This window comes from Streptomyces kronopolitis, from assembly GCF_014646275.1.
Classification (GTDB): domain Bacteria; phylum Actinomycetota; class Actinomycetes; order Streptomycetales; family Streptomycetaceae; genus Streptomyces; species Streptomyces kronopolitis.
The window spans coordinates 51,142-63,453 of sequence record NZ_BMND01000036.1 but is presented as its reverse complement, the minus strand read 5'-3'; the positions used below and the strand labels follow the sequence as shown (position 1 = coordinate 63,453).

Here is a 12,312-nt window from a genome sequence, read left to right as displayed (position 1 = left end):
GCCGCGCCCGCCGGGCCGCCACCACCGTCGCCACGGCCTCCGGGCCGCCGCGGACCGCCCGTGCCGCCAGGGCCGCCAGCTCCCGCCGGTCCAGGTCCGTGCCCACGGCGCTCAGCGCCGGATGCGCCGTGACGCGGACGGTCAGCTCGCGGGCGGCGAGCACCCGGCGCAGCGAGCCGGCGAAGGTGTCCTCGCCGCAGAACGCGGCCGCCGTGCTGGGCCGGCCCTGCTGGGTGTAGTCGAGGGTCACCGGGCGGACCGGCGCGCCCGCGTCGAGGGCGGCCTGGAAGGTGGCCCGGCGGAAGGCGCCCTGTTCGGCGGTGCACCAGGTGGTGGCCTGCGGGAAGACCGCCACCGACCGTCCGGAGCCGAGCAGTTCGGCCACCTGGCGCACGGTGTCGGGCAGCCGCCGGGGGTGGGTGCGGTCGATGAAGTGCGTACCGGCCCGGCGGGCCAGGCCGCCGACCACCGGCCAGGCGCCGACCTCGCGCTTGGCCAGCAGGGTGACCGGTTCGACGGCGAGCAGGGCGAGGATGTCGAGCCAGGAGATGTGGTTGGCGACGACGAGGGTGCCGGGGCCGCCCCCGGCGCGGAGCCCGGTGGCGCCCTCCCGGCGGACGCCGAGCGCGTCGAGCAGCGCCGCGGCGTGCCCGCGCAGCCGTACCGGGTCGGCCAGCCGCTCCCCGTCGGTCAGCGCCCGCCGCACGGTGTGGGCGAACACGGCTCCGCGGCGGGCGCGGACGGGCGCCGGGACGCGCGGGGCGGCGTGCACCGCGCAGTCGGGGGTGCAGTCGGAGGAGACGTCCCAGGGGCCGTTCACCGCTCCTCGCCGAGGAAGTAGCGCCGGTAGCGGTCGTCCAGCCGCTCCATGTCCAGCACGACGAAGAAGTCGGCGACGTCGAACTCGGGGTCGTGGGCGGGCGCGCCGCAGATGACGGCCCCGATGCGCAGGTAGCCGCGGAGCAGCGGCGGCAGCTGGGCGAGGCTGGGGCGGCCGGGGAGCGGGGTGGCCGCGTGCCAGGGGTGGTGCGGGGTGACCTGGAGCCCGGGCGGGGCGGCGTGGCGGGTGCGGCCCAGTTCCCAGGCGTGGGTGGCGGCGGTGCCGCCGTCGGCGAGCGGGACGGAGGCGCAGCCGGCGAGGTAGCGGTGCCCGGAGAGCAGGGTGTAGCGGGCGAGCGCGGCCCACATCTGCGTCATCACGGCGCCGTTGCGGTGGTCGGGATGCACGCAGGAGCGGCCGGCCTCGATGAGGGAGGGGCGCAGCCCGGCCAGAGCGCCGAGGTCGAACTCGCCGTCGGAGTACAGCCGCGTGCTGCGGCCGGGCGGCAGCAGCCGGTAGGTGCCGACCACCTCGCCGGTGGCGGTGTGGGTGACGACGAGGTGGTCGGCGAGCGCGTCGACGTCGTCGATGTCGTGGCCGGCCAGCGGCGAGTGCAGGGTGGCGCCCATCTCACCGGCGAAGACCCGGTGGCGCAGCCGCTGGGCGGCCCGGATCTGCTCGGTGCTGTCGGCGATCTCCGCGGTGTAGCCGGGGACGGCGGGGGCGGCCGCCGGGGCCGGGGCGGCGGGCACGGGAGTGACGGCCGTGGAGGCGGGGACGGGAGTGGGGACGGGGACGGCGGACGCGGTCGATGTCACGCTCATGGAGCCCTCCATGGGGAGTGGGGAGGCGGTGCGAGTCGACGGGCGGGGAGACGTCGGGGGCCGGCCGAAATGCGGTACCGGGGCGGCGCCGGGTGCGGGCGCACCCCGGTGACCTGGCCCTTCTCTACGCGGAAGACTGTTCCCGGGTCCGCCGGCCGGGCGCGTGAAGCCCAGGGAGCGAAGGGATGAGGGTCCGCCGAACACTGGTCGCCGCCGTCCGGGGCGGCGCCCGGGACCGGCACGCTCCGACCTGCGGTGGAGGCCGGGCCCGCCGGGCCTCCGCGGCGTCCCGGCCGGTGACGGCACGGCCCCGGGGGCGGCCGGGACGGGCCGGGGCGTACTTGGAGCGTGGCTGACAGCCCGTTAGCGTGCCCCCCACACCCGCGACCGTTGTAACCACCGAGCAGTGGGGGCACACGTGAGCCGACCGTCACGACGCGCAGTGCTGGGGACCGCCGGAGCGATCGGTGCGGGGGTGGCGCTCGGCGGGGCCACCCCCGCCCCCGGGCGGACCGGCCGCCTCCGGGAGCGGGCACCGGCGTACGACACCGCACCGGCCCGGGCCGCGCTGACCCGGCTGCTGCCCGGCCACGCCGACCAGTTCCGGCTGGTGGCGCTCGCCCCGGACGGCCCCGACGACCGCTTCCGCGTCGAGGGCCGCACGGGCCGGATCACGGTCGCCGGGACCACGCCCGCGGTGCTGCTGACCGGCGTCCACTGGTACCTCAAATACACCTGCCGGGCGCATCTGACCTGGGCCGGCGACCAGGTGGACCTGCCCGCCCGGCTGCCCGCCCCGGCCTCCCCCGTCGCGCGCGCCACCGCCCTGCCGCACCGCTTCGCCCTCAACGACACCCACGACGGCTACACCGCCCCGTACGCCGACTGGCCGCGCTGGGAGCGGATGATCGACGTGCTGGCGCTGCACGGGGTCAACGAGGTGCTGGTCACCCCGGGCGCCGAGGCCGTCTACCACCGGCTGCTGACCGGCTTCGGCTACTCCGACGCCGAGGCCCGCGCCTGGATCCCGGCGCCCTCGCACCAGCCGTGGTGGCTGCTGCAGAACATGAGCGGCTACGGCGGCCCCACCAGTACCGAACTGATCGCCAAGCGGGCCGAGTTGGGCAGGCGGATCACCGACCGGCTGCGCGCACTGGGCATGCGCCCCGTCCTGCCCGGCTACTTCGGCACCGTCCCCGGCGGTTTCGCCGCCCGCAACCCCGGCGCCCGCACCGTGCCGCAGGGCACCTGGTCGGGCCTGGCCCGCCCCGACTGGCTCGATCCGCGCACCGCGTCCTTCGCCGGGGTGGCCGCCGCCTTCTACCGCCACCAGGAGCAACTCCTGGGCCCCGCCGACCACTTCAAGATGGATCTGCTGCACGAGGGCGGTGACCCCGGCGACGTCCCGGTGCCGGACGCCGCGCGCGCCGTCGAGAAGGCGCTGCGCACCGCCCGCCCCGGCGCGACCTGGGTGATCCTGGGCTGGCAGGGCAATCCGCGGCGCGATCTGCTGGACGCCGTCGACCACGACCGGATGCTGATCGTGGACGGCCTCAGCGACCTGGAGACGGTCACCGACCGGGAGCGGGACTGGGGCGGGGTGCCGTACGCCTTCGGCTCCATCCCCAACTTCGGCGGCCGCACCACCGTCGGCGCCAAGACGCACGTCTGGGCCGAGCGCTTCCCGGCCTGGCGCGACAAGCCGGGCAGCAGGCTCGCCGGGACCGCGTACATGCCGGAGGCCGCCGAGCGCGACCCGGCCGCGTTCGAGCTGTTCAGCGAACTCGCCTGGCGGGAGCGTCCGGTGGACCGCGCCGCCTGGTTCGACGGCTACGCCGACCTGCGCTACGGGGAACGCGACGAGGGCGCCCGCGCCGCGTTCGCCGCGCTGGGCACCAGCGCCTACGAGATCTCCAGCAAGGACGGCCGCCCGCACGACTCGGTCTTCGCCGCCCGCCCCGACCTGGCCGCCCGCTCCGGCACCGTCTACGCCACCCACACCCCCGCCTTCGACCCGGCGGCCTTCGACACCGCGTTCGCCGCGCTGCTGGCCGTCCGCCCCGCGCTGCGCGGCTCCGACGCCTACCGCCACGATCTGACCGACGCCGCCCGCCAGGCGCTGGCCAACCGGTCCTGGCAGCTGATCGGGCAGCTCCAGGAGGCCTACCGGCGCAAGGACCGGGCCACGTTCCGTGCGCTGTCCGGGCTGTGGCTGCGGCTGATGCGGCTCAGCGAGGACGTCACCGGCGCGCACCGGCAGTTCCTGCTGGGGCCGTGGCTGGCGGACGCCCGGGCGATGGCGTCCGGCCCCGAGGAGGCCGCCCGTCTGGAGCACAGCGCCCGGGCGCTGCTCACCACCTGGGCGGACCGGGCCACCGCCGACGGCGGCGCGCTCGCCAACTACGCCAACCGCGACTGGCACGGCCTGATCGGCGAGGTCCATCTCCCGCAGTGGCAGGCCTACTTGGCCGAGCTCGCCGACGCGCTGGCGGCGGACCGGCCGCCCAAGCCCTTCGACTGGTACGCCCGCGAGGAGCCCTGGACCCATGAGCGCACCGCGCACCCGCTGCACCCCACCGCCGACGCCCACCGCACCGCGCAGCGGGTCCACGACACCCTCGCCCGGGCCCCCTACCAGGGCACCGTCACCGTCACCGCGAGCCCGTCCGCGCTGCCGCCGGGCGGCCGCGCCACCGTCACCGCGGCGCTGCGCAACGTCAACGGGCTGCGCGCGACCGGCCGGGTCGACTTCGCCCTGACCGGCGTCGAGGCCGCCGCGCGGGGGCCGGTGTCGCTGCCCTCGCTCCCGCCCGGCGGCACCGGCCGGGCCCGCTGGCGGGTCACCGCGCCCGCCGGCCCGCTCACCGACCCGCTGGAGGCGCTGCCGTACGCCCTGAGCGCCGACTACGGGCCGAAGGGCGAGCCGCGGGTGCGCGCCGCCCACCACGGCACCCTGTTCGTGGCCGGGCCGCTGGATCGCGAACTGCGCACGACCACCACCAACGCGGCGGTCTTCGGCCAGCTCGGCGACCGGTTCGCGATCGACGGCGCGGGCGCCGACCTGTGGAAGGCCACCGCCGAGTTCGGCGCGGTCTACCGGCCGGGCGCGCTCGCCGCGGGCGGCACCGTGACGGCCGAGGTGACCGCGCAGGAGCCGACCGGCCCGTGGGCCCGCGCCGGCCTCGTCGTCCGCAACCGGCTCGCCGCCCCCGCCGCCGGCTCCCCCGACGCCCTCGGCTTCCTCAACCTGTCCGTGACGCCCGCCAACGGCGTCGTGCTGTCCTACGACTCCGGCGGCGACGGCACCCTGGACACCTACCGGCGCCTGACCGGCGTCACCGCGCCCGTCCTGCTGCGGCTGACCCGCGGCCCGGACGCGGGGCGCTCCGCCGCGTACACCGGCGCCTGCTCCACCGACGGCGGCGCCACCTGGCGCGAGATCGCCACCGTCACGGTCCCCGGAGCCGCCGCCCGGCAGGACACCGGGCTGCACCAGTCGGCCGCCAACTCCGGTACCGGGGACCGCGGATCGGCCACCTTCCGTCGCTGGACGGTCACTGGAAGCACCCCCGGGCACCGCGTACGCTGACCCCAACGCACCACGAATGAGGGGATGACGGTATGAGTGCCGCAGCGGAGAAGGAGTGGCTCTACGCCCTGGACATCTCCGACGCCACCTGGCAGCGCGCCCCGGGCGACGCGGAGGAAGCGGTGGAGATCGCCTTCCTGGAGCGCGGCGCGGTCGCCATGCGCAACTCCACGGACCCCGATGTGGTCCTGCGCTACACCGAGGGGGAGTGGCGGGCGTTCGTCCTCGGCGCGCGCGACGGTGAGTTCGACCTGAAGCACTGACGCCGGACTCCGGGACAGCGGCCGGGCGGCCACCGCGGGGCACACCGCGGTGGCCCCCCGGCCGTGTGCGGCGGCCCGCCGGGGCCCGCGCGGCGCCGGTGACCATCACAGGATTCACTCGTTTCACCGAACGTGAAGCAGCAGCAGAGACAGCAGCAGGCGACACCCCGGCGCGTGGACCGCCCCTCCCCCGCCGGCGGCGAGGAGCTCGGCGACGTCATCGACGTCGAGCAGGCCGAAGCGGCGCTGGTGGAGCACTACCCCCGGCTGGTCCGGCTGGCCTATCTCGTGCTGCCGCCCGGCCGGAGCCGCGGCCGCCGGGTGCTGGCCGCGCACGGCGTGGTGCAGCGGACCCTGCCGCGCCAGCGCAGCTCCACCCGCGGCCTCGGGCTGCCCGCCCAGCGCGCCGGCACGGACGCAGCGATCGACCCCGGCTACGCCTTCGTGCGGCTGCGGGTCCTGCGGGCCGCGCTGTCCGGCCGCCGCGCGCTGCGCCGGCCGCCGCTGTTCCCCCAGGTGTGGGGCCTGCGGCTGTTCCCGCGGTCCGGCGGCGCGGATGAACTCGCGCTGGACCAGGCACTGTCGGCGCTGTCCGGCCCGGCCCGGGCGGCGTTCGTGCTGCGCGATCTGGAGCGGCTGAGCACGCCCGAGGCGCGCCGGGTGCTGGAGGCGGCCGGGGTGGTGCACGCCCGTGAGGCGCTGGACGAGGCGGACCGGGCCGCGACCCCGGCCGGCAGCCGGGACCGCTCGCTGCTGGAGTCACCGGAGTTCGACCCCTGCGCGCTCCAGGCCCGGCCGACGGATCTGATCCGGCGGCGGCAGCACGGCCGGGCGGTGCTGGCGGCGAGCGCGGCGGTGCTGGTGTGCGGGGCGCTGCTGGGCATGCCGGGCGACGGCTGGGGCCCGGACGGCGCCGCGGCGCCGCCGTATGCGCAGAACGCCGCGGCCGAGGCGGCCCTGGACCCCGGGAAGCTGACGGTGACCTCCGCGACCGCCTGGAAGCAGGCCGCGCGGCAGGACTTCGCCGCCTGGCCCGCCCGCGGCGACCGGATCCACGACAAGGCGCTGCTGCGCCGGGCGCTGGCCGTGTGGGCCAGGCCGGGCACCGGGGTGCAGGTGTCGGCGACGCCGGGGACCGCGGCGGGCCCGGCGGCCGGACCGGCCCAGCTGCTGTTCGCGGGGGTGGTCGACCACGCCGTGGTGGTGCTGCTGCACGACGGGCTGCGGGTGGTGCGTTACGCGGAGGCCGCGGACGGCGAGGGCCAGGGCGACGGCACGGGTGCCGCGCTGGACTTCGCCCGGGTGGACGGCGCGGCCGGCGACGCGGCGAGCGCCCTGGTGGTCAGCCGTACGCAGGGCAATGTGCGCTATCTGACCGCGCCCTGGGTGAGGTCGGCGCGGCTGGTCGACCTCGTCCGGCCGGACGCGCCGGGCCAGCCGGTGGCGATCGGGGCCGACGGGGTCACCACCCCCGTGCCCACCCCGCAGCCCGCGGAGAAGTGCACGACCTGGCCGGCGCTGCGGACCGGCGGCCCGTTGCTGACCGATCTCGGGGAACTGGCCCCGGCGCGCCTGACGTACGGCACGCCGCGCAAGCCGGGCGGGGTGACCGCACGTCCGGCCAGGACCGCCTGGGCGCGGACCGCCTGCCAGCTGGCCACGCTGCGCGGGCAGGGCGTACGCACCGTCAACGCCTGGGAGTTCGCCCGTCAGCCGCTGCCCGCGGGCTCCGGCCTCGCGGCCTGGCTGTGCACCCGCGCCGAGACCTGGCGCGGCGCGGGCAGCCGTGCGATGGCCCAGATCCAGACCCCGGCGCCGCACGGCGCGCCCTACGCGGCGGGCTCGGTCACCGCGCGCACCGAGGGCGGCACGGCCTGCGGCCCGCGGGCGCCCCGGGCGCTGGCCGGAGTCCTGTGGAAGTCCCCCGCCGGCACCTGGTGGCTGCTGGCCGCGGGCAGCCGGCAGGTCACCTCGATCACCGCCCGGGACGGGGTGCACGCCCAGGCCGCCGGCCGCTTCCTGGCGGCCCCCGCCCGGGCGGGCGACCGCGCGGAGCTGGCCGGCCGGCTGGCGGCGGGCGGACGGATCGAGGCCCTGCACTGAGCGCCGGGGGCCCGCGCGCACCGGCCGAGGCCTCCCCCACTTCCGGCCGGTACGACGCCAAAAGCCCAGGTCCGTGCCCGATTCGTGATTCCGGAGGCGATTCCGTGCCGCGGCCCGGATCGTTAGGGTGGTCGGTATGACGACCGTGGCGCGCCGCAGGATGGGTGTCGAGGAGCGGCGCGAGCAGTTGATCGCCGTCGCTCTCGACCTCTTCAGTCACCGTTCGCCCGAGGACGTGTCGATCGACGAGGTCGCCGAGGCCGCCGGGATCTCCCGCCCGCTGGTCTACCACTACTTCCCGGGCAAGCAGCAGTTGTACGAGGCGGCGCTGCGCTGGGCCGCCGACGAGCTGACCGCGCGCTTCATGGAGCCGCACGAAGGCCCGCTCGGTGCACGGCTGTTGCGGGTCATGGAGCGCTTCTTCGACTTCGTCGAGGAGCACGGCCGGGGGTTCTCGGCGCTGATGCGCGGCGGCCCGGCGATCGGTTCGGGCCGTACCGGCGTGATGGTCGACGGCGTCCGGCAGGCCGCCTTCGAGCAGATCCTCGCCCACCTCGACGTCTCCCGGCCGTTCCCGCGCCTGGAGATGGTGGTCCGCTCCTGGGTCTCGCTGGCCGAGACCACCGCACTGCTGTGGCAGGACGGCCGCCGGGTGCCGCGCACGGAGTTGGAACGCCAGCTGGTGCACGACTTCGCGGCGCTGGCGGCGGTGAGCGCGGCGTACGACGCGCGGATGGCGCAGGTGGTCCGGCGGATACTCGCCGACGAACCGGAGAACGGGATCTTCGCCGATCTGGTGGGACGGCTGATGGACCTCCCCGAGCCGGTCTGAACGCCGGGCCCCGGGCCCCGGCTTCCGCGCCGGTCCGGGACAATCCCGGCATGGACCTCACCTTCCGGCTCGCCGACGACGGCCCCGATCTGCCCGCCCTGGTCGCCCTGTACGACGCCGCGGCCCACTGGATGCAGGCCCACGGCATCGCCCAGTGGAAGCCCGGCGAGAAGGACGAGGACCACTTCCGCCGGCGCCGCGCGGACGGCGAGGTCTGGCTGGCCGAATCCGCCGGACGGCTGGTGGGCGCCTACGAACTCTGGTGGCAGGACGAGCCCGCCTGGGGCGTGCGGCCCCCCGAGGCGGGCTACGTCCACCGGCTGATGGTGGACCGCGACCATGCCCCGGCCGGCACCGGCCGCGCGCTGCTGACCCATGCCGAACAGCGCATCGCCGCATCCGGCCGCACCTGGTCCCGCCTGGACTGCGTCGCCTCCAACCCCCGCCTGCGCACCTACTACGAGTCCGCCGGCTACACCGCCGTCGGCGAACAGCCCTACAAGGCAGGCACGGGCGGCAGCACGTACGCCGTCACCCTCCTCGAAAAACGGCTGGACGACTGATTGATCCACCTTTTCGCGCCGCTCTGGAAACGCATGCCGGCAATCTCCGGCAAGCCAACCCAGGTGTAGATATCAGATTGGAGTTTGCGCCGTGAGCTATTACTTCGAGGCTTCTGGCCATACCGTGTGGGACCCCTCGCTCCGCATCGGAAAGTGGTACCTGTCCTTCGCGGAGAGCGCGGCAGATCTGGTACACCGCCCCACGGGCCTCAAGCCGTCGGATGACGACACATGCGCGGTGGACGTGCAGGTGTTCCGGCAGTTCGTCGAGGGGCTGCTCGAGTGTTATGCATCGACACGCCACCCCGTTCAGCATGGCCTTATGCGCGGTGTGCTCCTCACCTCTCTTGTGATGCTGGAGCGCGTGGGGGTGGAGATGAGCCCAAAATCCGAGCGGGAGGCGTCCATCCTTGAGGAAGTGGAGACTTTCGCAGGCGCGATGTAGCTGAAACGAGAGGGAACCCGTATCACTTCCCGGAGAGGTCCCGTCGGCTCGCCCAGCGGGACCTCTCCGTACTTATTCGCTCAGCCCCGCCGGAACACCGCCACCGTGCGGGCCGGGGCGGTGAAGGTGGCCGAGGGGCGTGTGTAGGAGGCGGTGGCGGTGGTGGGGTCGGTGCCGTGGGACTGGAGGGGGTGGAGGGTGTAGGGGGTGCCGGCGAGGCCGGGGACGGTCTGGTGCTGCTCGTGGGGCGTGGCGTTGAAGATGATGACGAGGTTGCCGAGGCGCATGGTGAGGACGCCGGGGGTCTCGTGCTTTCCGGACAGGGGGAAGGAGAGCGAGCGCTGTACCGCGGCGGCGGTGGGCAGGCCGAAGGCCGGTTCGGTGGCGTGGATGCGGAGCAGGTCGCGGTAGGCGGCGGCGGTGCGGCGGATCGTGGCGCAGCCGGGGCGCAGTGCGGGGTCGGCCAGCAGGGGCCGGGCGTAGGGCCACTTGTCCTTGTTGTCGGCGGCCGGGGGCAGTCCGCGGCCGAAGCCGTTGCCGTCGGCGCAGTTCCAGTGCAGGGCGTTGAACCAGTCGCCGCTGTCGAAGGAGTTGCGGTCCAGGGACTTGGAGCGCAACAGGTCGGAGCCGGCCTGGGAGAGTGCCGGGCCCTGGGAGAGGGCGGCGGTGGCCAGCGCGAGCACCTGCATGCGGGCGCGGTCGGCGGGGGCGGTGCGCGGCGGGAGCTTGTAGGCGAGCGCGTCGTAGAGGGTCTCGTTGTCATGGGCGTCGGCGTAGGCGAGCGCGTCACCGGGGGCGGCGGCGTAGCCGGCCGGGGCGCCGTTGTAGTCGACGCCGGAGCCCTTCACCCGGTGGCCGGCGCTGTCGGTGAAGGTGAAGTCGGCGAGGTTGCCGGTGAGACCGACCTTGAGGAGGTCCTGGTAGTGGAGCAGCCGGGCGCGCTGCTCGGCCGGACTGCCGTTGGCGGGCGCGGAGTTGGGGTCGGTGTACAGGCCGGAGGCGAAGCCCTGGACGCGGGGGTCGGCGTCGAAGGGGCTGCCGCCGCGTACGGCGTCCCGGGCGCGGTCCGAGAACGTCGCGATCCCGGTGCCGGCCATGTTCTTCTGGGTGGCCTGGACGAAGCGGGCGTCGTCCGCGGCCTCGCCGAAGTTCCAGCCCTCGCCGTAGAGGATGACGGACTTGCCGTCCACCCCGTCCTTGGCCGGGGTCAGCGCGTCCAGCGCCGCGCGGACGGCGAGGAGGTTGGCCTTGGGCTGGTGTCCCATGAGGTCGAAGCGGAAGCCGTCGACCTTGTACGCCGTGGCCCAGGTGACGACGGAGTCGACGACGAGCTTGCCCATCATGGTGTGCTCGGTCGCGGTCCCCGCACAGCAGGTGGAGGTGGCCACGCTGCCGTCGTCCTGCAGCCGCTGGTAGTAGCCGGGGACGATGCGGTCCAGTACGGAGTGCGGGTCCTGGCCGCTCGCGGCGGTGTGGTTGTAGACCACGTCCATGACGGTGCGCAGCCCGGCCCCGTTGATCCCCTGCACCATGCGCCGGAACTCGACGGTCCGGGCGGTGCCTTCCGGGTCGGAGGCGTAGGAGCCCTCGGGGACGGTGTAGTGCAGCGGGTCGTAGCCCCAGTTGTAGGCGTCCCGGCCGGCCGTCTTGGTGACGCAGTCCTGCTGGCGGTCGGAGTCGGGGGCGTAGGAGGCGAGGTCGCAGCCGGGACGGGCCTGGTCGGCGCGGCGCTCGGGGGTGGTGGCGAAGTCGGCGGCCGGCAGCAGATGGACGTGGGACGTGCCGGCGCGGGCGAGGGAGCGCAGCCGGCGCATGCCGTCGGAGTGGCGGTCGGTGAACGCCAGGTACCGGCCCCGGTGGTGGGAGGTGCGGTCCGCTGCGGAGAAGTCGCGGATCTGCAGTTCCTGGATGCGGGCGCGGCGCAGCGGGACCGCGGCCGGCTTCGCCAGCCCTGACCAGCCGGGCGGGGCGAGCTTCGGGTCGGCGAGGTCGACGACCAGGCTGCGGGCCGAGTCCGCGGTCAGCGCGGTGGAGTAGGGGTCGGTGACCTCGTTGGTGACGGTCCGGCCGGCGGAGGGAGCCCATACGGTGACGCGGTAGCGGTACGGCTTCCCGGCCCAGTCGCGCGCCCCGCGGACGCGCCACACGCCGCTGGCGTCGTCCCGGTGCATCGGGACCGTGCGGCCGCCGAGTTCGAGGACGACGGTGCGGGCGGTGGGTGCCCAGACCGCGAGGGTGGGGCGGCCGTCGCGCGCGAAGACCGGCCCCAGGGCGGCGTGTCGGGCGCGGGTGCCGTACAGGTCGTCGAGGACGCCGGGTATCTGGACGCCGGTGGTGGTGCGCCGCCCGTCGGCGGTGCGCTGGGTGGCGTGCAGCGCGTCCCGCAGGGCGGTGCGGGCCAGGGCGCGGTCGCGGGGGTCGACGGTGAAGGCCGGGTAGTGCGTGAGGTGCGGATAGGCGAGGCGTTCGGAGGGGCTGAGGCGGCCCGGGACGAGCCGGAGGTGTGCGCCGCGGGTGCCGGACTCCAGCCGTGCGGCGCGGTGTTCGGCGCCCTTCCAGACCACGGTGTCGCGGTCGATCCACTGCGCCAGGGCCGGTTCCCGGCCGGACGGGGCGGCCGCGGCCGGTTGCGGCGGGGGCGAGGCGAGCAGCGCCGTCGCGCCGAGGACCAGGGCGAGGGCGGCGGCCGGGCGCCGACAAAGCCGGCGGGTGGTGGAGGACATGGGTCATGGTTGTATCGGCGCCGAAAGTGCGATGCAAGACCTTACGCAAGACATTGCAAGGGTGTTACCTTCCCTCGGAAGCCGGTCCGGTCGGCCGGAGACCCGCCACGGCGGGCCCTACGCGCCCGGCCTTCCGGACCGGCGCCACCC

The 12,312-nt window shown here is 75.6% G+C and carries 9 protein-coding genes; 6 read left to right on the top strand and 3 right to left on the bottom strand.

The genetic code is table 11. The features are described from left to right. Both IEY78_RS34915 and IEY78_RS28375 read right to left on the bottom strand, forming a co-directional pair. Positions 1–820 (bottom strand): lysophospholipid acyltransferase family protein (locus IEY78_RS34915; protein ID WP_189103044.1); only part of this gene is annotated, 820 nt, incomplete at its 3' end. Next, positions 817–1,644 (bottom strand): GNAT family N-acetyltransferase, encoded by an 828-nt coding sequence (locus IEY78_RS28375; RefSeq protein WP_189103043.1) that lies wholly within the window; start codon positions 1,642–1,644, stop codon positions 817–819. The genes IEY78_RS34915 and IEY78_RS28375, both read right to left, overlap by 4 nt. Before the next feature lie 418 nt (positions 1,645–2,062). On the opposite strand from IEY78_RS28375, the gene IEY78_RS28370 reads away from it, so the two are divergent. From IEY78_RS28370 to IEY78_RS28345, 6 genes are all read left to right on the top strand, one after another. Continuing rightward, a complete protein-coding gene (locus IEY78_RS28370; RefSeq protein ID WP_189103041.1) occupies positions 2,063–5,233 on the top strand; it encodes an alpha-N-acetylglucosaminidase in 3,171 nt (1,056 codons plus the stop codon). 32 nt (positions 5,234–5,265) lie between these two features. Beyond that, positions 5,266–5,496 carry a DUF397 domain-containing protein gene (locus IEY78_RS28365; RefSeq protein ID WP_189103039.1) on the top strand — a complete coding sequence of 77 codons (231 nt, stop codon included), beginning with the start codon at positions 5,266–5,268 and terminating at the stop codon, positions 5,494–5,496. Between the two features lie 132 nt (positions 5,497–5,628). Beyond that, positions 5,629–7,599: a hypothetical protein gene (locus tag IEY78_RS28360; protein WP_189103037.1), complete on the top strand. Its 1,971-nt coding sequence runs from the start codon at positions 5,629–5,631 to the stop codon at positions 7,597–7,599. Positions 7,600–7,735: 136 nt separating this feature from the next. After that, positions 7,736–8,431, top strand: coding sequence for a TetR/AcrR family transcriptional regulator (locus IEY78_RS28355; protein ID WP_189103035.1), 696 nt, complete (start codon positions 7,736–7,738; stop codon positions 8,429–8,431). A gap of 50 nt (positions 8,432–8,481) precedes the next feature. Then, positions 8,482–8,994 (top strand): GNAT family N-acetyltransferase, encoded by a 513-nt coding sequence (locus IEY78_RS28350; RefSeq protein WP_189103033.1) that lies wholly within the window; start codon positions 8,482–8,484, stop codon positions 8,992–8,994. A gap of 91 nt (positions 8,995–9,085) precedes the next feature. Next, a complete protein-coding gene (locus IEY78_RS28345) occupies positions 9,086–9,439 on the top strand; it encodes a DUF6086 family protein (RefSeq protein WP_189103031.1) in 354 nt (117 codons plus the stop codon). Positions 9,440–9,519: 80 nt separating this feature from the next. Here IEY78_RS28345 and pulA read toward each other — a convergent pair whose 3' ends face one another. Further along, the gene (pulA, locus tag IEY78_RS28340) at positions 9,520–12,162 is read right to left on the bottom strand and encodes a pullulanase-type alpha-1,6-glucosidase (protein ID WP_189103029.1); all 2,643 of its coding nucleotides are present in this window, start codon (positions 12,160–12,162) and stop codon (positions 9,520–9,522) included. Positions 12,163–12,312: the final 150 nt, after the last annotated feature.

Coding starts and splice junctions, on each gene's coding strand:
- IEY78_RS28375 (WP_189103043.1), bottom strand. CDS start 1,644: ATGAGCGTGACATCGACCGCGTCCGCCGTCCCCGTCCCCACTCCCGTC.
- IEY78_RS28365 (WP_189103039.1), top strand. CDS start 5,266: ATGAGTGCCGCAGCGGAGAAGGAGTGGCTCTACGCCCTGGACATCTCC.
- IEY78_RS28355 (WP_189103035.1), top strand. CDS start 7,736: ATGACGACCGTGGCGCGCCGCAGGATGGGTGTCGAGGAGCGGCGCGAG.
- IEY78_RS28350 (WP_189103033.1), top strand. CDS start 8,482: ATGGACCTCACCTTCCGGCTCGCCGACGACGGCCCCGATCTGCCCGCC.
- pulA (WP_189103029.1), bottom strand. CDS start 12,162: ATGTCCTCCACCACCCGCCGGCTTTGTCGGCGCCCGGCCGCCGCCCTC.